The sequence below is a fragment of the Pantoea sp. PGP6 genome, from assembly GCF_053474785.1.
Genome location: NZ_JBQBMA010000002.1, coordinates 225,573 through 249,639, shown reverse-complemented (window position 1 = coordinate 249,639; position 24,067 = coordinate 225,573). Strand labels below are relative to the sequence as shown.

The window sequence follows — 24,067 nt, the reverse complement described above, 5'->3', positions numbered from 1 at the left end:
TAAACAGACGTTGTCGTCCCTTATCACCGTGGAGAGAAATCAATGGCCGTTAAACTTGGATTAGCAGGTGGAATGATTATCTGGTTAGCGTACGTTGCCTGGATCGTGCATTACTATTCAGACACCTTTTTGCAATTCTCCCGCTAAACAAACAGGACCCTCGGGTCCTGTTCTCATTTCTGCGTTTCTTCCTTACCGATTGGCCTGTGAGCCAAAACTTCGCTACAATTGACTCATTATGTGAGCCGATTACACTGTGCTATTCGGCTCATTAAACCGATTTTGAGCCGAATATGAACACTGAATGGATATGGCAACAGGCCGACTGGCCGTTGTTTTACTGGCAGGATGATGTTCTGTTACCCCGCCTGCGGCAGCTGCAACAGCAGCGAGGCATACTGCTGGGCCGGGCCAGCCTGCAGGCCAGTGATGACGAGCAAACGCTCAACACCCTGCTCAGCAATATCCTCTCCTCATCCGCTATCGAAGAAGAACGGGTGAACGTACAGTCGGTGCGTTCATCTCTGGCGCGCCGGCTGGGCGTCACCGGGCAACAACCTTATCCGGTGTCGGATCGATCGGAAGGACTGGCCGCGATGATGCTGGATGCGATCAACAACCGCAGCCAGCCGCTGACGCTGACGCGTCTTTTCCAATGGCATCGCTGGCTGTTTCCTGCCGATGAGTGGTCGGTGCAGCGTCTGAGCGTCGGCACGCTGCGCGGCAGCGAGCCGATGCAGGTGATCTCCGGACGGATCGATCGCCCAACGGTGCATTTTGAAGCGCCGCCGCGCACTGGACTGGAGCCACAGCTGACGCAGTTTATCGACTGGTTTAATCGCAGCGAGCAGGACGTCAGGCTGGACCCACTGCTGCGCGCCGCCATCTGCCATCTCTGGTTTGTGACCCTGCACCCGTTTGATGACGGCAATGGCCGCATTACGCGTGCCTTAACCGATCTGGCACTGGCACAGGCGGACAGTCAGAGCATCCGGCTTTATGCCATGTCACCGGCGATTCTGGCGCATCGTGCGGACTACTACCGCATTCTGGAGCGGACGCAGAAAGGCGGACTGGATATCACCGACTGGCTGGTTTGGTTCCTTGATAGGCTGGATGAGAGCCTGCAACAGGCGATGAACACCATCGCTCGCACCCAGATTCGGGCGCGCTTCTGGCTACAGCATCGGGAACTGCCCCTGAGCAAAGAGCAGATAAAAGTACTGAACCGTCTCCTGGAGGGCGGCGAGCAGGGTTTTGAACAGGGAATCAGCGCCAGCCAATATCAGAAGGTGGCAAAAGTGAGTAAGGCGACGGCAACGCGTCATTTAGCGGATTTGCTGGAGAAAGGCTGTCTTTACCGGCTGGAAGGTGGCGGGCGTAGCACGCGCTATCAGGTTAAAAAAGACTGAGAGACTGAGGCGCCCTCTCTCTGCGGGTAAAACAACCACGCCGGAAATAGCTTCCGGCGTGACGGAAATCAGGCTGCTTTCACCGCACGCACTTTCTTGCTGCTGGCGATTTCTGCTTCGGCGGTATCATCAGAACGCTCTGTTACCGTTTCAGGCTGACCGGCACTGGCGGCAACAGGCTCAGGCAGTTTGCTGGTACGAAGAATATGCTGCACGGCATCTTTCTGCTCAGCGATCAGCAAGCCCAGCGTTTCTGCCTGCGTCTCATCCAGTGCGGGTTGATGCTGTAACAGCCAGTCGGTGAAGGCTTCGGCCATATCGAGCATTTTGTCGTAGGCATCGGCCTCTTTCTTGTTGGCAAACGTCATCTTCTCTTCACCCTTTCTGACTACTACAAATTTTGTTTCGACAGCCATGTTTTTGCCCTCAGATACTGTGTATACATACAGTATATCACGACGTTGATGCTTTTCCAGCAGAGAATAAAGTTTATCGGTTGTACGCCGTATAACCTTAATCAGGCGCAGATTTTTGGGTGAAACATCGTCGCCGGTCAGACCTGAAGCTCCTCAAGAAAATCGGCCAGCGCTTTGCGCGGGTCATCCTCTTCTGAGACGATCATCTCGATGCCCCACTGCCCCAGCACCTCTTTTGCCACCGGATTATTGCGGTTGGTGAACAGATAGGACTTGGGACGCGCGGTGGCAAGCCCGGTACGGCCCCACATTTTCGTCAGGCGATAGAACAGCAGACGAATATTAAAATCGCTGATGCTGTAGCCAACAAACAGTACCGAATTGCCCATTACGTCATGGGTCAGTTTGATGTCGAGCGGTGAATCAAAATAGAGCCGTTCAAAGTAGCTGCTTTCATCGAGCACGATAGAAGTATCGTCATCGAAATCGCCGTGCAGCTTGATGATGTGACGTTTATTCTCGGTCAGCGACACCAGATCGGCGGCATTAGCCACTTTGTAGTAGGGGACGCCATGCGCATCATGCGCCGCTTCCAGCCAGCGATCGTAATTGGTAGTGTAGATACGCGAAAAGTTGCCCTGGGTAATCATGGTATGAATTTCGGATGTCCGGACATCGATATCCGGACGATGCCACTCGCGGTCCATCCAGCTGCGTAGCGGGCCGAGCGACCCTTTCTTCTGCTTGTAATATTCCGCCAGCGACAGATGAGTGCCGTAGGTATTAAAGATTTTTGGATCGTAACCCAGTTCATTGGCGAGATGGGCAATCAGCTCATGCCACTCCGGCAGGCCAAGGTTGCGTGAGATGCCCGCGCCGGCAAACAGAATCAGCTTACCGGAGTCATAGGCACGTTTAAGTTCAGGTTTCATGCAACACTCCGGGCCGTTTTCAAAAAAGTGGCGAAGCGATCGAGCGCGATGCGCCGCATCGAAATCTCATTCTTAAGTTCGCCCATTTCGGCGAAAGTCTGATCGTAGCCTTCCGGGATAAAGACGCAGTCCCACTGAAAGCCGCGGGTACCGGCAGGTTCGGCGGCAATGGTGCCGCGCAGTTCACCTGAAAACTGGTACATCTTACGGCCATCACAGTAACCGAGTACGGTTTTTGCCGTCACGGCCTGGCTGTCGAGTCCCTGAACCAGGGCAGTAAAGCGTTCTGCATCCAGCCGGTTCCAGAAAATGCGGGTCAGCCCGGCAGGCAGGCCATTCAGGCCGTCGAGATAGAGTCCGGTATGCTCGACGAATAGCGGTCGCCCAATCAGTGAAAAGGCTTTGGTCAGTTTATCTCGCACCAGATCGAGTTCATTTTCAGTCTGAATTTCTTCGATGCGACGGGAGATGGGCAACACTTCAACCCCGACAGGTTCGAGGATTTTGCGCACCTCCGCCAGCTTTTGCTCATTGGCAGAAAGGAATCTGATTTTCATGGGGCTTCCAGGTTAATTGCTCCGCCGCGCGCTGAATCGACAGGCGAGCAGGATAGATCACTAACGCTGGAGAGTGTAGCGCAATTCTGGGGGCGGTCGCCGTGACAATGGTTCTGTCGGCGAGGAAGGCAAAGCAGTATAAACGGCGCCGGAGCGCCAGAGAAGGATCAATACTGAATGCCGGGAGGATTGACCGTGGAATGGGCGATGGCTTCATCCTGTTCACCCCAGCGTGCCAGCACCTGCTGATATTGACCCCCGCGAATGGCACCCTCAATCGCGGCCTGAAGGGCCGGGGCCAGACCATTGCCCTTTTTGGTGGTGACCGCGACCCAGGCACGAAACGGCCCGCTGCCGACCAGTTTTGTCTGGCCGCGTGACGCCACTTTCCAGGCTGCCATCGAGTGTGGACCGAACATCGCATCGGCACGTCCCGACAGCAGAGAAAGCGTGGCCGAGGCATCATCAGTCAGATAGATCGGCGTAACCGCAGGCAGCCCTTTCGCCTGGTTTTGCTCATCCCAGCTCAGCAGGATACGCTCCTGATTGGTGCCGGACGCCACGATGATACGCTTACCGGCGATGTCGGCGGGCGCGTTAATCGCGGTGATTTTGCTGTCGCTTTTCACTGCAAAGGCGTGGTTATCGGCGCGATAGGTGGCGAAATCGAACTTCTTTTTACGCTCTTCGGTCACCGCGATATTGAACATCGCCACATCATAACGGCCCGCAGTAATACCCAGTGGCCAGTCCTCCCACGAGGCGGGCACCAGCTTCAGCTTTAATCCCAGGCTGTCGGCCAGCAGACGGGCAATGTCGGGATCGCTGCCAATGCGCGAGACATTATCCGACGCCAGCAGCGACAACGGCGGTGAGTTGGTGGCGGAGGTCGCCACCGTCAGGGTTCCCGGCTCAATAAAAGCAAAGCTGGCCGGAATTTTAGCGATTGCTGCCGGATTGGCGGGCGCATGGATCGGCGTTTCATTTTGCCGGATGTCACGCTGTTCAGCAGCGGAAACCTCAACCGGCGACAGCAACGCCAGCGCCAGCAGTGACAGAGGATTCAGCTTCATCGTCACCCTCACAGTACGCGCGCCAGGAAGCGTCGGGTTCGCTCATGACGCGGATTGTTCAGCACCTGGGTGGTGCTGCCCTGCTCAACGATCCGGCCATCAACCATAAACACCACGTTATCCGCCACTTCGCGGGCGAAGCCGATCTCGTGAGTGACGATGACCAGCGTGGTGCCGGAACGTGCCAGTTTCTTAATCACGTCGAGAACTTCCCCGACCAGTTCCGGATCGAGCGCCGAGGTCGGTTCGTCAAACAGCATCACCCGGGGATTGAGCATCAGGGCGCGGGCGATGGCGATACGTTGCTGCTGACCGCCCGACAGATGGCGCGGCCAGGCGTCAGCTTTATGCCGCAGGCCAACAATATCCAGCAGTTCACCGGCGCGCTGAATCGCTGCTGCTTTAGTGAGCTGGCGATGGGCAATCGGTGCCTCAATCAGGTTATCCAGCACGCTGAGGTGCGGGAACAGATTGAAATTCTGAAACACATAGCCGACGTTGATGCGCTGACGCAGGATCGCCTGCTCTTTCAGTTCATAGAGCTTCCCGCCGCGTTGCTGATAGCCGATATAGTCGCCGTCAATCTGGATAAACCCTTCATCCACCCGCTCCAGATGGTTGATGGTGCGCAACAGCGTTGATTTCCCTGAGCCGGAAGGGCCGAGGATCACCGTCACCGATCCCGGTGCCAGCGACAGTGAAACGGCATCCAGCGCTTTATGTTTGCCAAAACTTTTACTGACGCCGGTAATGCTGATGGCCCCGGTGGTGTGTGATGTGCGGTAATCAATGGCTTCGGACATGGCTGATCTCCTCGGTTGGATGAAGCGGCGTAACGCGGTTGCGCCACTGCCGCCAGCGCGACGGCTGCGGTTCACGGGTCACGCTGCGGGCCAGCCAGCGCTCAACGCTGTGCTGAATCACCGACAGCACGGTGGTAATAATCAGATACCAGGCGGCACCGACCATCAGCAGCGGGATCACTTCCTGGTTGCGGTTGTAGATCATCTGGATGGTGTAAAACAGTTCCGGCATCGCCAGCACGTAAACCATCGCCGTGCCCTTCGCCAGGCTGATGATTTCGTTAAAGGCGGTGGGAATGATGGCGCGTAACGCCTGCGGCAGAATGATGCGAAAGGTGCGACGGGTAGCCGACAGGCCCAGCGCGGAGGCAGCCTCAACCTGGCCGTGATCAACACCCAGAATCCCGCCGCGAATGATCTCCGCGCTGTAGGCCGCCTGCACCAGCGTTAAGCCAATGACCGCCGCCGGAAACTGTCCCAGCACATTGATGGTCTGAAATGCCCCCCACGACAGCGCGGTAAAGGGAATCCCAATCGACAGGGTGTCGTAGAGATAAGAGAAGTTGTACAGGATGATCAGCACGACGATCAGCGGCAGCGAGCGGAACAGCCAGATATATCCCCAGGCCAGGCTGCTCAGCAGCCACGACGATGAGAGGCGGGCCAGCGCCAGCAGGCCGCCAAAAATCAGGCTGAATACCGTGCCGAGCAGCGTCAGCAACAGGGTCTGTCCCAGTCCATGCAGGATCACCGGATCAAAGAACCAGCGGGCAAATACGCCCCATTCCCAGCGTGGATTAAACGCCACCGACTGAATGACGCCGGCCAGAATAAACAGGGCGACGATCGCGCCAATGGTGCGGGCCGGATAACGCGCGGGCACCACCTGCAGATGTTGATGCTTGCTCATGATCTCTCCTTAACTCGCCTGTGCAACGTCCTGCACACCGATCACTTTAATAAAACGCAGCCGGCCATCGTGTGGCGGTTCTCCGTAACGTTCGAGGTCGCCGCTGAGATCAAACTGCGGCTGATAGCCGTGGCCGGTATAAAGCCGTACCGCCTCCGGCTGACGAAAACCGGTGGTAAGAAACAGCCGCTGATAGCCGGCCCGCAGCGCACGCCGCTCCAGTTCCTGCAACACCACCAGCGCCAGCCCCTGACGCCGCAGATCGCTACGGGTCCAGATGCGTTTCAGTTCAGCGGTCTGCGGGTCATAAGGCTTAAAAGCACCCATCGCGATGATCTCGCCGTCGCGCTCCAGTACGATGAATAATCCCTGTGGCGGCAGATACCATTCGGTCAGCTCCTGCTCATGCTTATGACGCGAAAAAAAGTCGCCGTAACGGGCGGCGTATTCACCGAACAGCCCGGTCAGAATCGGTTGCAGTTCCGGGGCTTCCGGTGAAACTTCACGAAAAATCGCTTCACTCATCGTCTGCTCCTTAATCGCCCAGTCCGGCCGGGTTAATTTCGGAACGATCGATGCGTTCCACCCCTTCGCCCCAGCGGTTCAGTACCTGCTGATAATCGCCGTTCTTCATCACGCCGTTGAGCGCGGTACTGATGGGTTCAGCCAGGCCGCTGCCTTTTTTCACCGTCACCGCAATGTGTGCCGCTTTCGGCCAGCCGCCATCAACACTACCGACCAGCCGGGTCTTGCTGTTAAGCGCTGCTTTCCACGCACCAATCACATTGGGCCCGAACCAGGCGTCGGCCCGGCCTGCCTGCAACGCCAGCGTCTGGGCAGCATCATCTTTGGTATAAATTGGCGTAAACGGCTTCAGGCCTTTCGCCTGATTCTCTTTATCCCACGCCAGCAGGATCGCTTCCTGATTGGTGCCGGAACCGACAATGATGCGCAGCCCGGCAATATCTTCGGCTTTGGTCAGTGATTTAATCGGGTTGCTGGTTTTGACGTAGAAGCCGAGAGAATCTTTGCGATAGGTGGCGAAATCGAACTTCTCTTTACGATCTTTGGTGACGGTAATGTTGGAGATGGCCGCATCATATTTGCCGGAGGCCACGCCCAGCGGCCAGTCCTCCCAGGAGGTCGCCACAATATTGAGCTTCAGGCCGAGACTGTCAGCCACCAGGCGGGCGATATCGACTTCGCTACCAAGCAAGGTTTTGTTGTCATCAGAGAAGACCGTCAGCGGCGGAGAGTTCTGCGCCGCCACCGCCACGGTAAATGAACCCGGTACCGCAAAGCGGTGACCAGCCGGCAGTTGGGCCACCGCCTGCGGGTTTTTCACGCTGTGAATCGGCGCTTTGTTGGCGTCGAGACTGACCCGCTGGCCGTTGTAGGCCACGCTGGTGCCGTCTGCCAGGGCGCTGCCGCTGGCAGCAAGCATAATCAGGGCGATGAGTCTTTTATTTTTTTGCATAGCACAGGCTCTTATTGTGAGGTGAACTGATTAACCGGCTGCTTCAGGTCAAAACTGTCGCGCAGGGTTTTTCCGGGATAGTCGCGGCGGCTCAGGCCGCGCGCCTGCAAAATCGGCACCACGCGGTCAACAAAGCGCTCAAAGGTATCTGGCGTGCCGCCATTGATGATGAAGCCATCGGTGGCAGCGGTTTCAAACCAAAGCTGCAGGCCGTCTGCCACCTGTTCGGGCGTGCCGTGGAACAGCGGACGAGGCGTCGCTGCTTCCAGAGCGGCCTGCCGCAGCGTATGCCCGTGCTCGCGCGCTTTGCGTTTGATCTCATCGGTGGTGCTGCGGAAACTGTTCTGCCCGATGTCACCGATGTCGGGAAAGGGCTGATCCAACGGATACTGCGAGAAGTCGTGATGGTCGAAGAAGCGGCCAAGATAGTTGAGTGCGTCGCTAATCGATACCAGCGCCGCGGTGGTCTGGTACTGGCGTTCAACGTCGTCCGCATCATCGCCGACAATCACGCTCACGCCCTGGAAGATATGCAGATCCTCTGGCTGACGGCCATTTGCCACCAGCTGCTGTTTAACGTCGCGGTAAAATGCCTGCGCCTCTTCACGCGTTGGCTGGTGGGTGAAAATGGCATCGGCATGGCGGGCGGCCAGCTTTTTGCCATCTTCTGAGGCTCCGGCCTGGAAGATAATCGGACGGCCCTGCGGGGTGCGCGCAATATTTAACGGCCCCTGCACCTGGAAGAAATCACCGTGATGATTCAGCGTATGTAGCTTCGCCGGATCGAAAAACTGGCCGCTCTGCTTGTCGCGCACGAAGGCGTCCGGCTCCCATGAATCCCATAATCCTTTCACCACCTGAAGGTACTCGTCGGCGATGCGATAGCGCAGGGCGTGCTCCGGGTGCTGCTGACGCGAGAAGTTTTTAGCTGAGCCTTCCAGCGGCGAAGTCACCACGTTCCAGCCGGCACGGCCACCGCTGAGGTGATCGAGGCTGGCAAACTGACGTGCCACGGTGAACGGCTCGCTGTAGGAAGTTGACACGGTGCCAACCAGCCCAAGGTGTTCTGTCACACCCGCCAGCGCCGACAGCAGCGTCAGGGGTTCGAAACGGTTAAGAAAGTGCGGGATCGACTTTTCATTGATGTACAAGCCGTCGGCGACGAACAGAAAATCGAGCTTGCCCTGTTCCGCTTTGCGGGCAATTTTTCTGGCGTAATCGAGGCTGATGCTGGCATCGGCCTGGGCCATCGGATGACGCCAGGCGGACATGTTTCCCGAGGCGCCGTGCAGCATAGTGCCCAGCCGAAGTTGTCTTGTGCTCATGATACTCTCTCTTTTTAGTCAAAGCGGCGGCTGAACGGCGGTCATGACGACAGCCGCAGTGGGATATCAGCAGATAAAAATCAGGTCAGAATGGCTTCCCGACATCGCGCGTTAAGCTGCTGTAACGCCTGTTGGGCCAGTTGCGCAAAGTAGTCCGCCGCGGGGGCGATCAGCGCTTCATCGGGGTTAAAGCTGGCGTGGTGAAGCCCATAATCGCTGGCGCTGCCGATGCTGACGAAGACGCCAGGCACCTGATGTAAATAGAAGGCAAAATCTTCCCCCAGCAGATGCAATCCGGCGGGCTGCACCCGGTAACCGAGCTGCTGCGCCACGTCACTACTGAACTGCGCCCAGTCGGCATCATTGACCAGCACCGGTGGACCCGGATGCCAGCTCAGCGTCGCCTCTGCGCCACTGGCCTGGGCCAAATTCTCCACCAGCGTGCGCACCCGCTGTTCCAGTTCGGTACGCAGCTGGAGATCGTGAGTACGGGCAGTGCCGCCAAACTCCACGCCGCCGGGCAGGACATTCCAGGTTTTCCCGCCGTCAATCCGGGTAATGCTCAGGACCAGACTGTCGAGCGCGCTGAAGCTGCGGCTGGTAAGGCCCTGCAAGGCCTGAATGATCTGGCTGGCGACCACGATGCTGTCGACGCCCTGCTCCGGGTGCGCGGCATGGGCGCCTTTGCCGGTCACCCGGATAATGAATTTATCGGCGTTGGCGTAGAACGCGCCGCTGCGGGTGGCGAAGGTGCCGACCGGTAACGCCGGTTCATTGTGCATCCCAAAAATGGCCTGCACCTCGTCCAGCACGCCTGCGGCGATAAACTGCCGTGCGCCACGGGCGATCTCTTCGGCGGGCTGAAACAGAATGCGTACCCGACCCGCCAGTTGCGGCTCAATAGCTTTAAGCTGAAGCGCCGCGCCTAACATCACCGCGCTGTGCAGATCGTGGCCGCAAGCGTGCATCACGCCGGGATGACGTGAATGAAAACGTACGCCACTCGCTTCGTGAATCGGCAGGGCATCAATATCAGCCCGCAATGCGATCACGGCATCACCCTGTCCAATCTCCGCCACGACGCCGGTTTCAAGCGGATAATCAGACAGCCGGATCCCCGCGTCCTGCAGCCAGCGGCGCAGCCGTTCCGTGGTAGCAAACTCCTGACCTGACAGCTCCGGCCAGGTATGCAGCTCGCGCCGCCATTCGATCAATTGTGATGCATTCGGCTTCATGATGACTCTCCGCTCAGGGCGATCAGGCTGCGACCAGATGATGCGTGGCCAGCAGAGCCAGCGAATGGTGACGCGCAAGTGGCTCGGCGATCGGCGTATCAATAATGAACTCGTCGATACCAAAGTTATGGTGCAGGGCATCAAGCTGGGCATGGACTTGTGCCGCAGTCCCTTTCAGCAACGACGGCGTGCGCGGCTCAATCTGGTAATCACGGTAGCCACCCTGACGCACATAACGTTCGGCCTGTTCCAGACTGGCGACATTGACGCCCGGACCGTCTTTAACCGACACATGGTAATGACGCAGCGTAGAGACCAGCAGATCCGCGCCGGCGGGCGAATCGGCTACCACCACCTGAACCGCCACCAGCGCCCGCTGGCCGTTACTCAGGCGCGAATAGGTGCTGAGCACCTGCTCAAGTAACTGTCGGTCACCGTTCAAATGGGCGGCGAATACCAGTTGCCAGCCGAGACTCGCGGCCAGTCGGGCGCTCTCTTCACTGGCACCCAGCAGGAAACGGTTCACCGGCCGTGGCGGTAATGGTGTGGCCTGCAACCGTTCATCGTCATCGTGACTGCTGAGGTCGGGTTGCAGCCAGCTATCCAGCAGCTGCAGCTGTTCGGCAAAGCTGCCCTTCTCTGATGGATGCACACCCAGCTGAAGCGCACGGGTTGAGAGCGGTAATCCACCTGGCGCTTTGCCGATGCCTAAATCGACGCGGCCCGGTGCCAGTGACGCCAGCAGATTAAAATTTTCCGCCACCTTGTAGGGACTGTAATGCTGAAGCATCACCCCGCCCGAACCGACACGAATATGTCGGGTCTGGGCAATAATCCAGGCAATTAAGAGTTCCGGTGACGGACTGGCCAGCTGAGCGGTATTGTGATGTTCCGCCAGCCAGAAGCGGTGATAACCCCACTCCTCCGCCTGCTGCGCCAGTTGCAGCGTGCGCTGCAACGCGGCGGCAGGCGATTCCCCGTCCGCAACGGGCGCTTTGTCTAACAGACTTAATCGATATGCCATTCACCTGATCCTTATTATTCCGGTTGCTGACCAGTGTGCGGCGGCCGTGTTATCAGGTAAAACATCATATTGTTTTATGGTTTTTTGATTTATTCATATCGGAAAAGAAATAGCGGATGTAAATAATAATCTTTTTTATAAACAGTGCGTTGAGTTTAATGGGGGTGAACTTTCGAATGACGCTGACTGTTCGGGGTTCTATACAGATTAATCGGGAATGATTTGCAGAAATGCGTATTAAGCCGTCATCGGCTGAGGAACACTTAATTTACCCGCGAACAAGAAGAGCAGAAGAGATGTTTCTGTCAGAAAAGCAGGTAAAAAATAACCCGCCTGGCCGGTCCGGGATCGTTAATAGTCACTGCAACGGTGCGTGCCGATAGTAGAGCCTGCTTATTCGGCAAAGGCTGGCTTGCGCTATTACAGGCTCGTCAGGTCATGCGCGATTCGCTGAATGGGTCTGGTCAGTCTGCCCTGCCCGCGCGCCGGGCAGGCGTTCATCGTGCTGAGCCTTCCGCTCGCTGACAGGCATTTGTTTTTTTCAGATAAGCTTGGACCAATTCATTAGTTCATCTGCGTGTGGCGCCATTCGATGATGATTCCGTCTGTTGAGATAATTGATAACAAAGGAATTCATCATGAAGACGTTTTTTCACCGTGTGCCACCATTGTGTGCGCTGGTTTTGACTTTACTTGCCGGGAGTATTGCCGTAAACGCCGTGGCCGCACCGGTCAAAGGCGGAACGCTGATTTATCTGGAGCAGCAGGCACATACTAATCTCTATCCGCCGGCCGGGGGCTTTTATCCTAATGGTGGTATTCTGAATCAGATTACCGACAAGCTAACCTGGCAGAACCCCGAAACCCTGCAGGTGGAGCCCTGGATTGCCGAGAGCTGGACCACCAACGCCGATAAAACTCAGTACACCTTTAAACTCCGTCCCGGCGTGACCTTTTCCGATGGCACACCGTTAGATGCCAATGCGGTGGCGAAAAACTTCGATACCTACGGACTGGGAAATAAAGCCCTGCGACTGCCGGTGTCAGAGGTAATCAATAATTATGATCACAGCGAGGTCATCGATCCGCTGACGGTGAAGTTCACGTTCAAAAAGCCATCGCCGGGATTCCTGCAGGGCACTGCCACCATCGGCTCCGGGCTGGTTTCACTCAGCACCCTGGCGCGCAGCTTCGATCAGCTGGGTGATGCCCGCCATATCATTGGTTCCGGTCCGTTCGTGGTCAGCGATGAAAAACTGGGGCGGGAAGTCGACCTGGTGGCACGTAAAGATTACCAGTGGGGACCGAAAAGCAGCCCGCAGCAGGGGCCGGCCAATCTGGACGGCATTAAAGTGCTGGTCACCCCGGAAGATAGCGTACGCATTGGCGCGCTGTTGGCCGGCCAGGCGGATCTCATCCGTCAGGTACAGGCTTATGATGAGAAACAGGCCAGCGAGCAGAAGTTTCCGATCTATGCGGCACCGACTCGTGGCGTCAATGACAGCCTGAGCTTCCGCCCGGACAATCCGCTGGTCAGCGATATCCGCGTCCGTCAGGCGTTGCTGCACGCCACCAATGCGAAACAGGTGGTGGATACACTGTTCTCACCGAATTACCCGCAAGCCACCTCGGTAGTGGCCTCCACCGCTGCCGGTTACGTCAATCTTGCGGACAAACTGACCTTCGACCCGGCGAAAGCCAAAGCGCTGCTGGATCAGGCGGGCTGGCAGCCGGGTGCTGATGGCATCCGTCAGAAAGCGGGCCAGCGTCTGGCGCTCACCGTCTATGAATCGTTACCGCAGCCACAGAACAAAGAGGTGCTGCAGCTGGTGGCGCAGCAGTGGCGTCAGGTGGGTGTTGCCCTGACGGTGAAGGCCGGTGATGCCGGCAGTAAAACGCTGGATAATCTCGATCCCCTCAAAACCCCGCTTAACGTCACCGAAGTGGGTCGCGCCGATCCGGATGTGATTAAAAGCAGTTTCTATCCCGCTAACCGCGATAACCTGCTGCAAAAAGGCGGCTCCAGCGACAAGGTGAAAAACTTCCGCGACGACCGGCTTAATCAGCTGCTGGTGGCCATCTCAGCCGAGGTCGATCCGGCTAAACGATTGCAGCTGACCGGTGACGTGCAGCGTTATCTGCTCGATCAGGCCTACGTTATCCCGATCTTCGAAGAGCCGCAGGTCTTTGCCGGTGCGCCCTGGCTGAAAGGGGTGAAATTTGAAGCGGTAGGCCGTCCGGCGCTGTATGGCGCATGGCTGGAAAAACATTAAACCGGAGTCTGTGATGCGCCATTACTTGTTGCATCGGGCTGGGCTGGGGCTGCTGGTCCTGTGGGCCGCATTCAGCCTCTCATTTGTGCTATTGCAGGTGTTGCCCGGCGATGCGGTGCTGATTAAGTTTCAGAATCCCGATCTCGGCCTCAGCCCACAGCAGATTGCAGAGATGCGTCAGGCTTATGGCGCTGACAATCCGCTGTGGCAGCAATATCTGCATACGCTGGCCGCCATGTTGCACGGTGACTTTGGTTATTCGGTACAGGCTGGCGTGCCGGTGAGCCAGCTAATCAACAGTAACCTGCCGGGCACCCTGCGCCTGGCGTTGTGCGGGTTTTTGCTGGCGACGCTGCTGGCGTTTGCACTGGCCGCCCTCTCGCGCCACCCGATGCTACGCGGCCTGCGTAATCTGCTGCAATCGCTGCCGGCACTATTTATCTCGGTTCCCACCTTCTGGCTGGGGATCGCCTTAATACAGCTGTTCTCATTCCAGCTGCGCTGGATACCGGTAATCAATCCCTCGCCGTGGCAGGGGCTGATTCTGCCGATTATCACCGTGGCAATCCCGATCTCTGCGCCGCTGGCGCAGATTCTGCTGCGCAGTATTGATGAGGTCGCAACCCGTTCGTTTGTGGCGGTAGCGCGAGCTAAAGGTGCCAGCGAAGGCCACGTGCTGTGGCGGCACGTGCTGCGTAATGCCCTGCTGCCGGTGCTGACCGTGGCGGGCCTGCTGCTGGGCGAACTGATCGCCGGCGCACTGATTACCGAAACGGTGTTTGGTCTGGGCGGGCTCGGCCAGCTGACCCAGCAGGCGGTTAACAATCAGGACGTCGCCGTGCTGCAGGCGGTGGTGATGATTTCAGCGCTGGGCTTTGTAGTGATTAACCTGGCGGTGGATTTGCTGATGCCACTGCTCGACCCGCGCTTACAACTGTTAAAGGGGACACCATGAGTCTGGTTGATTACGCCACTGCGCGGCTTCCGGCGCGGTCCGGAAAAAGTCGCTCTCCCCTGCAGCCTGGATTGTGGCTGGCGGGGCTGATAATGCTGCTGGCTTTGCTGGCGGCGCTCTTCCCTGACCTGTTTACCGACGCCAGTCCGGTAGAGGGCATCGCTGGCGCGCAACGGCTGGCACCGCAGGCAGGTCACTGGCTGGGTACCGATCAGCTGGGACGAGACCTGTTTGCCCGCATCGTTTACGGCGCGTCGCACTCGCTCTCCGCGGCGTTTATCGCGGTCACTATCGGGCTGGTGGCCGGAACCGCTCTGGGCTTGATCGCGGGTGCGACAGGCGGCAAAACGGAATCGGTGCTGATGCGAGCAGTCGATGTGCTGCTGGCGATTCCGGCGCTGTTACTCTCGCTGAGTCTGTTAATTCTGCTTGGTTTCGGCACGCTGAACGCGGCGCTGGCGGTGGGTATCGCGTCAATCGCCAGTTTCGCCCGGCTGGCGCGTGCTGAAGTGGTGCGCATCCGTCACAGTGAATATGTCGAAGCCGCGTATGGCAGCGGCGGCTGGTTTCTCACTGTACTGTGGCGTCACATTCTGCCGAACGCGATGAGCCCGGTCATCGCCTATGCCGCATTACAGTTTGGCCAGGCCATTCTGGCGCTCTCGACCCTGAGTTTCCTCGGATATGGCACACCGCCGCCGATCCCGGAATGGGGATTGCTGATCGCCGAAGGCCGTAATTATCTGGCCACTGCCTGGTGGCTTACCACCTTTCCTGGCGTGGTGGTGGTAGCGGTGGTACTCGCCGCGAACCGCATCAGTCAGCAGCTTGCAGGAGGACGTCGATGAGCGGGCAACCCTTACTGGCGATCGATCAGCTGACGCTGAGTTATCGCAGCGGCAATCTATGGCAACCGGTGGTGCATAACGTCAGTTTTGAAATTAACCCTGGAGAGATGGTAGCGCTGGTGGGCGAATCGGGTTCCGGCAAAACCACCACCGCTCAGGCGATTATCGGCCTGATGGCGGACAATGCCCGGCGCGACCACGGCGAAATCCGGCTTAACGGCGTTGATATCAGTCAGTGGTCGCAAAAACGTTACGATTCGCTGCGGGGTGCCCGAATCAGCCTGGTGCCTCAGGACCCCGGCAACTCACTCAATCCGGTGAAAACCATCGGTGAGCAGGTGGCTGAGATCCTGCGGCTGCACCTGAAAATGGGCGCACAGCAACGTCAGCAACGGGTGGTTGAGTTGCTGACACGCGTCGGACTGAGCCATCCGGAACAGCGAGTTCACCAGTATCCGCATCACCTGTCAGGCGGGATGAAGCAGCGGGTACTGATCGCCATTGCGCTTGCCCTGCAACCAGAACTGATTATTGCGGATGAGCCGACCAGCGCGCTGGATGTGACCGTTCAGAAACGGATTCTCGATCTGCTGGATCAGTTACGGCGTGAATCGGGCACCGCGGTGCTGTTTGTGACGCATGACCTGGCGCTGGCGGCCCAGCGGGCTGATCGCATTATGGTGTTCCGTCACGGCGAAATTCAGGAATCTGCGCCGGCGGCCAGACTGATCCACTCACCTGCGCATCCTTATACCCGCCAGTTGCTGCATGACGCGACCCCGCAACGGCGGACCCGTGCGCCGACACAACGCCCCCATTTTTCTGCGCTCGCCATTCAGGCCACCGCGATTGCAAAAAGTTTTGCGCTGGGTAAACAGCAGCAGTTACAGGCGCTGGATCAGGTCAGCTTTGAGGTAGCTCGCGGCACAACCCATGCACTGGTCGGTGAATCCGGATCGGGCAAAACCACGCTGGCGCGCATCGTGATGGGGTTTGAAACGGCAGACAGCGGCACGGTTTCGCTGGATGGCCGGGTCGTCAGCGGGCTGCCCGGCGAAGCGCTGCGTCAGCTGCGGCGCAAAATTCAGTTCGTCTATCAGAATCCTTTTGCCTCGCTCGATCCGCGTCAGACGCTGTATGAGATTATCGAAGAGCCGTTACGTAATTTCAGGCGTCTGAGTCGCGAAGTACGAAGACAGCAGGTAGAAGCGGTGACGACCCGGGTGGCGCTGCCGCTGGCGATGTTAACGCGTCGGCCACACCAGCTTTCTGGTGGTCAGCGTCAACGAGTTGCGCTGGCACGTGCGCTGATCACTGAGCCGGATATTCTGGTGCTGGATGAAGCGACATCCGCGCTTGATGTCACCGTGCAGGCGCAAATCCTGGATCTGCTACAGCAATTACAGGCGGAGTCCGGACTCACCTACCTGTTCATTACCCATGATTTAGCCACGGTGCGCCAGATCGCTGACAGCGTGACGGTATTAAAAGCGGGAGAAGTGGTGGAGCAAGGTGACGTTGTCACGATATTTTCCGCACCACAACACCCTTATACCCGCGAACTCATCGCCGCCATTCCGCCACTTATTCCATTGAACAGGCTTTCCCTGAAAACTAAGGAGTCAGCATGACCCGTCGCCTCGGCTTTTTTACCCGACTGCTGGATAAGGTGCCTGCCGGTCAGCGTTACCGGCTGGCAACCGAACAGATTCAGCACGCGGAGCGATGTGGCTTTGATAATGCCTGGGTCGCGCAGCACCATTTTCATCAGGATGAAGGCGGCCTGCCTTCACCGCTGCTGTTTCTGGCGCACGTTGCAGCGCTCACTCGCCGCATCCGGCTCGGTACGGCCATTATCACCCTGCCGATGGAGAATGCACTGCGGGTGGCTGAAGATGCCGCCGTGCTGGATCAGCTGGCGGAAGGACGGCTGGAGATCGGGCTGGGATCGGGCGGCACGCCCTCCTCGTTTCAGTCGTTTGGTCAGCGTTTTGACGCACGCGGCACGGTGTTTGCTGAACATCTGCATACTCTGCTCAGCGCCTGGCGCGGCGACTCGCTGGGTCATCCGGATAACCATCTCTATCCGCCAGCGGCACAACTGGACAATCGCGTCTGGATCGCCACGTTTTCGGTGGAAGGTGCAGTGCGTGCCGCCCAGGGCGGACACGGTTTGATGCTCTCCCGCACCCAGCCGCGACCGGCCGATCAACCGAATCTGCCGCTTGTTGCGCTGCAGAATCCGCTAATCGACGCCTATCTGGCTGCGCTACCGGCGGGTGTGACGCCCCGCATTCTCGCCTCGCGTACTGCTTTTGTCGCCGACTCGACCGCGTATGCTCGTCAGGTTGCTGAGCCGGGCATTAGCCAGCAGGCGCAACAGTATCAGGCGGCCGGACATCGGTTACGCGGCGATCGGTTTGACGATCTGCTGGCGCAGTTTGATGCGCACGTCGGTGACGTTGCCGCGGTGCAACAGTCGCTGGCACAGGACAGCACGCTGTCGCGCGTCACCGATATCTCCTTCCAGGTGCACTCCGTAGAGCCGTCGCACGCTGACACGCTGCGCTCGATCGAACTGATTGCTGAACATCTTGCGCCAGCGCTTCGTGCGGCTGGCGAATCTCGCTAACAGGAGCACGTTATGACTCAACCTGACGATCTGCTAAACGCACTGGCCGATATCGCCCCCGATTCTGAACTGGCGCGCGCGCGCCAGGTCCGCCACGCTGCGACCCAACATACCCAGGGCAGTCATGTACTGCTCTTCAGCCAGCAGGATGACGATTTTCCCTTGCCTGACCGGCTGGCACTGGCCGCTCAGCTGGCGGAATGGCACGCCCAGCCAGGCCTGCAGGCGCACTACCTTGAGCTAAAGCGGGCACAGCCGGAGCGGCCCGGGCCTGAACAGGCTGAGCGCGATCGCGCTGCGCAGGCGTTTGCCCGCCGTCTGACCTTTGAACCGGTCAGCGCATCCCCGGCAGAAATTGCCGTCTTACAGCAGGCGGGCTGGACCCCGCGTGGCATCGTTACCCTGGCGCAACTGGTGGCATTTATCAGCTTTCAGAGCCGGTTGCTGGCGGGTCTGCGTGCCTTGCAGGGCGATGCAGCACAAGGAGAAACGGCACCGGTGGTGGCCGGTCACTGGCACGATGCGCCGCTCACCGCCAGCGGCAACACGGCCGTTACCGCCTTTACCCAGCGTGAACTGGGCTGGGAACCCTGGCTGACGGCAAAACCGCTGGCGGCGTTCAGTGCGGATGAGCAGGCGACACTGGCGAAGTTCGGCCATAGCGATTCCGATTATTTCCGCCTGCTGGCGCGCAACCTGCCGCTGCTTGAACAGCGCACCCTGACCGATAAAGGCATTTTCTACACCGCGGGCGGTCTGCCTCGTGCGGAACGTGAACTGGCGGCAACGGTAGTGAGTAAGGTCAACGGATGCATTTATTGCGCTTCGGTCCATGCGCGTAAAGCCAGTCAGCTCTCGAAACAGGATGAGGCGATTCAGAAATTGCTGAACGTGGCGCCGGGTACGGTGTTGTCTCACGGACAAAGCCCGCGCTGGCAGGCGCTGATCGCGTTTTCAGCGGCGTTATCCGTTACGCCCGTTCAGCTAACGCAACAGCATATTGATGCGCTGCTGGGACACGGGCTGGACACGCTTGCCCTGCTCGACCTGATTCAGTCCACCGCCTTTTTTGCCTGGGCGAATCGCCTGATGCTGACACTGGGTGAACCTTTTCTGCCGCAACAACAGGAATAAACATGACATTGCTTTCAACTGACCAACTGGTGCAGTGGCGTCGCGAACTGCATCAGCATCCGGAATTATCAGGTCACGAATTTGCCACCACCGAACGTATCACCCGCTGGCTGGAACAGGCGGGTATCCGTCTGCTGCCGCTGGGACTGAGAACCGGCGTCGTGGCGGAAATGGGCAACGGACCGGCGCTGATCGCGCTGCGTGCCGATATTGATGCGCTGCCGATTGAGGAGGCCACTGACCGACCGTGGCGTTCTCAGCAACCGGGCGTGATGCACGCTTGCGGTCATGATCTGCATACCACGGTGATGCTGGGTGTCGCCCTGCAACTGAAACAGCGGGAAGCCACGCTGCCTGGCCGGGTGCGGATACTGTTTCAGCCCGCTGAAGAGACCTTTACGGGCGCACGTCAGCTGATCGACGCTGGTGCGCTGGAGGGGGTGCAGGCCATTTTTGGGCTGCACAATGCGCCCGATCTGCCGCTGGGTACGCTACAGACCCGGCCGGGCGCGTTCTACGCTAATGTTGATCGCTTTGTGATCCGGGTTAAAGGCAAAGGCGCACATGCCGCGCGGCCGCAGGAAGGCATCGATTCAATTGTGATTGCCAGCCACATCGTCACCGCTTTGCAGACGCTGCCGAGCCGGGTATTCAGTTCGCTGGAAACGGTCGTCGTAAGCGTGACACGCTTTACCGCCGGTAACACCTGGAATGTTCTGCCAGAGAGCGTGGAGCTGGAGGGCACGGTGCGTACCCATAACAGTGAGATACGGGCGCAGATCCCGCACCGGATGACCGCGCTGATTCAGGGCATCGCCGCCGGCTTTGGCGCCACCGCCCAACTGGAGTGGATTGAGGGACCGCCTGCGTTAATCAATACGCCAGCCTGGGCCGATGTGGCGCTGGAACTGGCGCAGGAAACGGGCTATCTGGCCGGGCGGGCTGCGGCGCCACAAATGGGGGGCGAAGATTTTGCTTTTTATCTTCAACAGGTGCCCGGCGCGTTTGTCAGCATCGGTAGCGCCAGTGAGTTTGGTTTGCATCATGCGGGTTTCGATCCCGATGAAGCATTGATCGAACCCGCTGTGAACTACTTCACCCGCCTGGCACCACGCGCTCTGCAGATTGTGGCGGCGCAATGACCAAAAAAAGGAACCTGCTTATGTCTGTGCCTGTGCCGCAACCGATTCTCGATCATGCCGTGATTAACGTTGCCGATCAGCTTGATGCCGCGCATGCGCTGTTCCGGCGTCTTGGTTTTCAGTTGACCGAACGCGGTCACCACTCGCTGGGGTCCAGCAATCATCTGGTGGTGTTTGGTGAAAATTACCTCGAACTGCTGGGCTATGAACCGGGTAATGCCGGTCGGCGCGCCGACCTCTGGCAATCGCCGCCCGGTCTGAGCGGCCTGGTCTGGAAGAGCAGCGATGCGGAAAATGAATATCAGCATCTGCAGCGCCAGGATCTGGATGGCGATCTCCCCGCCAGCTTTCACCGGCCGGTTACCCTGCCGTCGGGTTCAGTCAGTGAGGCACGTTTTCGCACCGTGCGACTGCGCTCGTCACTGATCCCTAACGGACGCAGTTTTTTTTGTCAGCATCTGACGCCAGAGGCTGTCTGGCAACCGGCATGGCAGGTGCATCCGAATGGCGTACGTAATATCAGTGAGTTTGTGATCGTGGCGCAGGACCCGGCTTTAGCGGCGCAGGTTTACAGCCATCTGTTTGGCAGTGCCAAAATCGTTGCCTGCCCGGAAGGCGCATTTGTGCTGCGTGCCGGTGCCGCCACGGTGCGTTTTGCTTCGGCAGACTATGCGCAGCAACGGTTTGGTCCGTTACCGAAAGATTACGATGGCAGTGCCCGGATGGTGGCGTTGGGTTTTGTCACCGACGATCTGAGCAAGGTAAAAACGGTGCTGCAGTCAGGCGACATCAGCTTTCAACAGCAGCCAGAGGCGATTCTGGTTGAAGCGGGACAGGGTTTTCATCTGGCCTTACGTTTTTACCTGAGGGGACAGCCGCCAGAACACCAAAAAATGCCTCTGCAGAGTCATGCTCGTTAGTTAAGCGACAGGTGATAACGCAGTCTGGTGCCGCTCAGGGGCTGGTGGTCCTCGCGCCGCTGCGCGGTTCCCTCACTTCATTCGTCTGCCTGACGGACCGCCGGGGATGGCACATCCTGTGCCGCCCCGCCTTTCGCCCGCGTCCTGCGGGCTATCCTGGCAGACTCATTCTGTTCAGCGCTGCGGATTGCCTGCCCCTGCCCGGCACCAGCCTGCTCTGAAGCTTCAGTGCGTGTTATTAAAAGGGCACAGGCCCGCACTCCGGCACGCCTGCCCAGAAAAAAAGCTGCCACGTTTGACCGTGACAGCTTTTGCAAATTTAAACTTCACTGACGAGCATTACCTCTGCAGAGGCATTTTTTTCTTCATCAGTAAAGAGAATCAGAAGGTGTAGCTGGCGGTAACCGAGACGTTACGCGGTTCGCCATAAACCACGGAGCTGGCGACGTTGGTGTCGTACTCTTTATCGAACAGGTTATTCAGGTTGCCCTGCAGTGTCAGGTTTTTGCTGACCTGATAGCGGGCAAAGAGATCAACCAGCGCGTAACTGCCTTGCCGGGCGCGCCAGGTGCCGTTGCCTTCCGGCGCACCGACATCATTCCAGACGTGGGTTTGCCAGTTCACTCCGCCGCCCAGCGTCAGTTGTTGCAGCGCGGGCAGGCGATAGCTGGTGAACAGGTTAAAGCTGGTCTGCGGCAGTTGCGGGTTGAAGGTACTGCCGTCACGATTTTCCGCAATGTAACGCGTGCCACCGAAGGTCATCTGCCAGTAATCGGTTAATGCACCGTTGACTTCAAACTCAACGCCACGGCTGACCACACCTTTACGGCCAATATAGGCCACGTCACCGGAACCTTTTACCGTCTGGGTAGTGGCTTCGCCCACGTTATCCAGTTCGGTGCGGAACACCGACAGTGAGGTGGTGAAACGGCTGTTCATCCAGTCCGACTTCAGGCCCGCTTCGTAGTTTTTACCGATCACCGGTGCCAGATACGATCCATTGACGTCGCGATAATCCTGAGGCTGGAACACCGAGGTATAGCTGGCATAAGCGGACCAGTTTTCCGAGAAGTCGTAGATCAGCCCGCCGTAAGGCGTGGTGTTATTCTTCTCCAGCTCGCCGGTCAGCGTTTCGCGGTTCCAGTTGGTGTAGCGGGCACCCACGATTAAGTGCAGCGGATCGGCAAGCGAGAGGCGGGTCGCCATATAAGTCGATTTTTGACGAACCAGCTGAGTGTCATTGGCAGGTAGCCGCGGTGTCCAGTCAGACTCAGGATACTGTCCGTTGAAATCATTGAAATTGCCCAGCGACTCAGAAGAGATATTTTCGAAGGTACTGAAATATTTGTTGTCTTGACGGCTATAGTTCACGCCGACCATCAGTTCATGCTGGCGACCAAACAGCTCATAAGGTCCGCTGGCGAAGGCATCAACGGCATCGACTTTACGTTTACCGGTGTTGTAGCCAGTTCCGCCTACCACCGGATAGTTAGCGTATGAGGAGTAGCCGGCACCGGTGTTCTTATCGAAGAAACCGTCAAGGTAGAGCTGTTTACTGTCCAGTCGCATCTCGTTGTGTGCGCCGTTCAGGGTGATATTCCAGCCGTTGTCGAATTCCTGTTTCAGGTTAACAAAGACTTTGCGGTTCTCTTTATCGTTATAGGCCCAGTCCGGCGCGGTATTGTAGCCACGACGGCTATGAATCTGGCTACCGTCGGTGTACCAGCGAGGCGCCCCGCCCCACATGGTGGAATCCGTGTTTACCTGGCTGAACTCATAACCGACCGACAGCGTGGTGGAATCGGTCAGATCGGCATCAACCACGCCATAGACAAACTGCTTTTTCGCACCGTAACGCTCAATGAAGCTGTTGTTATCCTGCCAGCCGGCAATCAGACGGCCGCGCACGTTGCCGGATTCGCTCAGCGGCGCGGAGAGGTCAGCGACATAACGCTGTTTGTTCCAGCTGCCGTAGCTGGCGGAGACGGTCCCGCCAAACTCTTTGCTGTCGGCGTGCTTACGCACCATATTGATTGCCGCTGAAGGGTTGCCTGGGCCGGTCAGCAGGCCGGTTGCCCCGCGTACCACTTCGACCCGCTCATACAGCGCCATATCGGTCTGTGCGTCGCCCAGGTTCCAGCGCGAGGCGAAGGCGGTCGGGATGCCGTCAACCATGTAGTTGTCAATCATGAAGCCACGGGCATAGTAGTTGGTGCGATCCATATCACCACTGATTCCGCGGATGCCGGTGGTGTTAGAGAGCACATCATTCAGCGACTGAAGCTGCTGATCTTCCATTCGCTGCTTACTGACAATGCTGACCGACTGCGGCACATCGCGTACGGTGCCGAGCATTTTGGTGCCGGCACGGGTGACCGGGACGCTGTAATCGGTAGCCGGAGAGGAGGCTGCCGCGCCATCTGCATCGGCTGTGGCACTCACCGTCATGGTCTGACTGTCACTGGGGGCCAGTGCGGCTGTTTCTGCGGCGTAAGCACTAGTTTGCGCCAGCGAAGTGGCGATCATCGCGGCCAGTAACGAGATGCGTAGCGGGGCTGATTTGCCCGCTTCCCTGGCGTGCTGAACTTCAAAAGACATCGTTAATTCCTCAAATTTTTTATGATTTTTTTGCTGCCACTGTTCACGACCACGCTTCCTGCGGGCACCTGTACCCTGCTTATGGTTTGAGGAACCAGAAACCTTTCCCTGAGCGCCTGGGCGCGGGTGTGATCTTCTGTTTAAAACAAATGAGAAATATACGCATTGCGATTATCATTGCAAGATTTTGTTAGCAAATGATGCGAATTTATTCAGTAAAATGTGAGAATTGAGGATGCTCAGCGCGGTAATAATTGCAGGATATCAAAATAAAAAGCGGGATTAATTAATTCTGACCTGGTAACGCTATTCATCCTGAATGATTGTCATGCGGGAACAGAAACAGGGTGATGATATTTTCCATTGAACTGAGGTTGTCTTTTTTATGTCAGAATGACCCG

General features: G+C 57.9%; 21 protein-coding genes. 9 read left to right on the top strand and 12 right to left on the bottom strand.

Annotation, left to right across the window (positions count from 1 at the left end; genetic code table 11):
* Positions 1–293: 293 nt before the first annotated feature.
* A complete protein-coding gene (locus tag ACLIBF_RS21620) occupies positions 294–1,412 on the top strand; it encodes a Fic family protein (protein WP_448310599.1) in 1,119 nt (372 codons plus the stop codon).
* 68 nt (positions 1,413–1,480) lie between these two features.
* On the opposite strand, the gene ACLIBF_RS21615 is transcribed toward ACLIBF_RS21620, so the two are convergent.
* From ACLIBF_RS21615 to ACLIBF_RS21565, 11 genes are all read right to left on the bottom strand, one after another.
* The gene (locus ACLIBF_RS21615; RefSeq protein ID WP_448310598.1) at positions 1,481–1,828 is read right to left on the bottom strand and encodes a YebG family protein; all 348 of its coding nucleotides are present in this window, start codon (positions 1,826–1,828) and stop codon (positions 1,481–1,483) included.
* Positions 1,829–1,965: 137 nt separating this feature from the next.
* On the bottom strand, positions 1,966–2,760 hold the full coding sequence (locus tag ACLIBF_RS21610; protein ID WP_448310597.1) for an SIR2 family protein: 795 nt from the start codon (positions 2,758–2,760) through the stop codon (positions 1,966–1,968).
* Positions 2,757–3,317, bottom strand: coding sequence for a non-canonical purine NTP pyrophosphatase (locus ACLIBF_RS21605; RefSeq protein ID WP_233988759.1), 561 nt, complete (start codon positions 3,315–3,317; stop codon positions 2,757–2,759). Before ACLIBF_RS21605 ends, ACLIBF_RS21610 begins: the two co-directional genes overlap by 4 nt.
* 167 nt (positions 3,318–3,484) lie before the next feature.
* A complete protein-coding gene (locus ACLIBF_RS21600; protein ID WP_448310596.1) occupies positions 3,485–4,390 on the bottom strand; it encodes an ABC transporter substrate-binding protein in 906 nt (301 codons plus the stop codon).
* An 8-nt stretch (positions 4,391–4,398) separates the two neighbouring features.
* Complete coding sequence (locus ACLIBF_RS21595; RefSeq protein ID WP_448310595.1) at positions 4,399–5,193, bottom strand: amino acid ABC transporter ATP-binding protein; 795 nt, start codon at positions 5,191–5,193, stop codon at positions 4,399–4,401.
* Positions 5,177–6,103 carry an amino acid ABC transporter permease gene (locus tag ACLIBF_RS21590; RefSeq protein WP_448310594.1) on the bottom strand — a complete coding sequence of 309 codons (927 nt, stop codon included), beginning with the start codon at positions 6,101–6,103 and terminating at the stop codon, positions 5,177–5,179. The genes ACLIBF_RS21595 and ACLIBF_RS21590 overlap by 17 nt, the downstream gene beginning before the upstream one ends.
* 9 nt (positions 6,104–6,112) lie before the next feature.
* A complete protein-coding gene (locus ACLIBF_RS21585) occupies positions 6,113–6,628 on the bottom strand; it encodes a GNAT family N-acetyltransferase (RefSeq protein WP_448310593.1) in 516 nt (171 codons plus the stop codon).
* Between the two features lie 10 nt (positions 6,629–6,638).
* Positions 6,639–7,580 carry an ABC transporter substrate-binding protein gene (locus tag ACLIBF_RS21580; protein ID WP_448310592.1) on the bottom strand — a complete coding sequence of 314 codons (942 nt, stop codon included), beginning with the start codon at positions 7,578–7,580 and terminating at the stop codon, positions 6,639–6,641.
* 11 nt (positions 7,581–7,591) lie between these two features.
* Positions 7,592–8,905: an LLM class flavin-dependent oxidoreductase gene (locus ACLIBF_RS21575; RefSeq protein WP_448310591.1), complete on the bottom strand. Its 1,314-nt coding sequence runs from the start codon at positions 8,903–8,905 to the stop codon at positions 7,592–7,594.
* Positions 8,906–8,985: 80 nt separating this feature from the next.
* Positions 8,986–10,140 carry an amidohydrolase gene (locus tag ACLIBF_RS21570; RefSeq protein ID WP_448310590.1) on the bottom strand — a complete coding sequence of 385 codons (1,155 nt, stop codon included), beginning with the start codon at positions 10,138–10,140 and terminating at the stop codon, positions 8,986–8,988.
* Positions 10,141–10,162: 22 nt separating this feature from the next.
* Positions 10,163–11,164, bottom strand: coding sequence for an MsnO8 family LLM class oxidoreductase (locus ACLIBF_RS21565; protein ID WP_448310589.1), 1,002 nt, complete (start codon positions 11,162–11,164; stop codon positions 10,163–10,165).
* Between the two features lie 638 nt (positions 11,165–11,802).
* Between ACLIBF_RS21565 and ACLIBF_RS21560 the strand changes: the two genes are divergently transcribed.
* From ACLIBF_RS21560 to ACLIBF_RS21525, 8 genes are read left to right on the top strand one after another with little or no spacing between them, the layout of a single operon-like run.
* Positions 11,803–13,437 carry a TIGR04028 family ABC transporter substrate-binding protein gene (locus ACLIBF_RS21560; protein ID WP_448310588.1) on the top strand — a complete coding sequence of 545 codons (1,635 nt, stop codon included), beginning with the start codon at positions 11,803–11,805 and terminating at the stop codon, positions 13,435–13,437.
* Between the two features lie 13 nt (positions 13,438–13,450).
* Complete coding sequence (locus ACLIBF_RS21555) at positions 13,451–14,392, top strand: ABC transporter permease (RefSeq protein WP_448310587.1); 942 nt, start codon at positions 13,451–13,453, stop codon at positions 14,390–14,392.
* Entirely contained in the window at positions 14,389–15,240 is an 852-nt protein-coding gene (locus tag ACLIBF_RS21550; RefSeq protein ID WP_448310586.1) for an ABC transporter permease, read from the top strand. Before ACLIBF_RS21555 ends, ACLIBF_RS21550 begins: the two co-directional genes overlap by 4 nt.
* The gene (locus tag ACLIBF_RS21545) at positions 15,237–16,871 is read left to right on the top strand and encodes a dipeptide ABC transporter ATP-binding protein (protein WP_448310585.1); all 1,635 of its coding nucleotides are present in this window, start codon (positions 15,237–15,239) and stop codon (positions 16,869–16,871) included. The genes ACLIBF_RS21550 and ACLIBF_RS21545 overlap by 4 nt, the downstream gene beginning before the upstream one ends.
* On the top strand, positions 16,868–17,872 hold the full coding sequence (locus ACLIBF_RS21540; protein WP_448310584.1) for a putative FMN-dependent luciferase-like monooxygenase: 1,005 nt from the start codon (positions 16,868–16,870) through the stop codon (positions 17,870–17,872). Before ACLIBF_RS21545 ends, ACLIBF_RS21540 begins: the two co-directional genes overlap by 4 nt.
* A gap of 12 nt (positions 17,873–17,884) precedes the next feature.
* A complete protein-coding gene (locus ACLIBF_RS21535) occupies positions 17,885–19,006 on the top strand; it encodes an alkylhydroperoxidase domain protein (RefSeq protein ID WP_448310583.1) in 1,122 nt (373 codons plus the stop codon).
* A gap of 2 nt (positions 19,007–19,008) precedes the next feature.
* Entirely contained in the window at positions 19,009–20,148 is a 1,140-nt protein-coding gene (locus ACLIBF_RS21530) for an amidohydrolase (RefSeq protein ID WP_448310582.1), read from the top strand.
* A 20-nt stretch (positions 20,149–20,168) separates the two neighbouring features.
* A complete protein-coding gene (locus ACLIBF_RS21525; protein ID WP_448310581.1) occupies positions 20,169–21,068 on the top strand; it encodes a VOC family protein in 900 nt (299 codons plus the stop codon).
* A 381-nt stretch (positions 21,069–21,449) separates the two neighbouring features.
* On the opposite strand, the gene fhuE is transcribed toward ACLIBF_RS21525, so the two are convergent.
* The gene (gene fhuE, locus ACLIBF_RS21520; protein ID WP_448310580.1) at positions 21,450–23,666 is read right to left on the bottom strand and encodes a ferric-rhodotorulic acid/ferric-coprogen receptor FhuE; all 2,217 of its coding nucleotides are present in this window, start codon (positions 23,664–23,666) and stop codon (positions 21,450–21,452) included.
* Between the last annotated feature and the right edge of the window lie 401 nt (positions 23,667–24,067).

Coding starts and splice junctions, on each gene's coding strand:
- ACLIBF_RS21620 (WP_448310599.1), top strand. CDS start 294: ATGAACACTGAATGGATATGGCAACAGGCCGACTGGCCGTTGTTTTAC.
- ACLIBF_RS21615 (WP_448310598.1), bottom strand. CDS start 1,828: ATGGCTGTCGAAACAAAATTTGTAGTAGTCAGAAAGGGTGAAGAGAAG.
- ACLIBF_RS21610 (WP_448310597.1), bottom strand. CDS start 2,760: ATGAAACCTGAACTTAAACGTGCCTATGACTCCGGTAAGCTGATTCTG.
- ACLIBF_RS21605 (WP_233988759.1), bottom strand. CDS start 3,317: ATGAAAATCAGATTCCTTTCTGCCAATGAGCAAAAGCTGGCGGAGGTG.
- ACLIBF_RS21600 (WP_448310596.1), bottom strand. CDS start 4,390: ATGAAGCTGAATCCTCTGTCACTGCTGGCGCTGGCGTTGCTGTCGCCG.
- ACLIBF_RS21595 (WP_448310595.1), bottom strand. CDS start 5,193: ATGTCCGAAGCCATTGATTACCGCACATCACACACCACCGGGGCCATC.
- ACLIBF_RS21590 (WP_448310594.1), bottom strand. CDS start 6,103: ATGAGCAAGCATCAACATCTGCAGGTGGTGCCCGCGCGTTATCCGGCC.
- ACLIBF_RS21585 (WP_448310593.1), bottom strand. CDS start 6,628: ATGAGTGAAGCGATTTTTCGTGAAGTTTCACCGGAAGCCCCGGAACTG.
- ACLIBF_RS21580 (WP_448310592.1), bottom strand. CDS start 7,580: ATGCAAAAAAATAAAAGACTCATCGCCCTGATTATGCTTGCTGCCAGC.
- ACLIBF_RS21575 (WP_448310591.1), bottom strand. CDS start 8,905: ATGAGCACAAGACAACTTCGGCTGGGCACTATGCTGCACGGCGCCTCG.
- ACLIBF_RS21570 (WP_448310590.1), bottom strand. CDS start 10,140: ATGAAGCCGAATGCATCACAATTGATCGAATGGCGGCGCGAGCTGCAT.
- ACLIBF_RS21565 (WP_448310589.1), bottom strand. CDS start 11,164: ATGGCATATCGATTAAGTCTGTTAGACAAAGCGCCCGTTGCGGACGGG.
- ACLIBF_RS21560 (WP_448310588.1), top strand. CDS start 11,803: ATGAAGACGTTTTTTCACCGTGTGCCACCATTGTGTGCGCTGGTTTTG.
- ACLIBF_RS21555 (WP_448310587.1), top strand. CDS start 13,451: ATGCGCCATTACTTGTTGCATCGGGCTGGGCTGGGGCTGCTGGTCCTG.
- ACLIBF_RS21550 (WP_448310586.1), top strand. CDS start 14,389: ATGAGTCTGGTTGATTACGCCACTGCGCGGCTTCCGGCGCGGTCCGGA.
- ACLIBF_RS21545 (WP_448310585.1), top strand. CDS start 15,237: ATGAGCGGGCAACCCTTACTGGCGATCGATCAGCTGACGCTGAGTTAT.
- ACLIBF_RS21540 (WP_448310584.1), top strand. CDS start 16,868: ATGACCCGTCGCCTCGGCTTTTTTACCCGACTGCTGGATAAGGTGCCT.
- ACLIBF_RS21535 (WP_448310583.1), top strand. CDS start 17,885: ATGACTCAACCTGACGATCTGCTAAACGCACTGGCCGATATCGCCCCC.
- ACLIBF_RS21530 (WP_448310582.1), top strand. CDS start 19,009: ATGACATTGCTTTCAACTGACCAACTGGTGCAGTGGCGTCGCGAACTG.
- ACLIBF_RS21525 (WP_448310581.1), top strand. CDS start 20,169: ATGTCTGTGCCTGTGCCGCAACCGATTCTCGATCATGCCGTGATTAAC.
- fhuE (WP_448310580.1), bottom strand. CDS start 23,666: ATGTCTTTTGAAGTTCAGCACGCCAGGGAAGCGGGCAAATCAGCCCCG.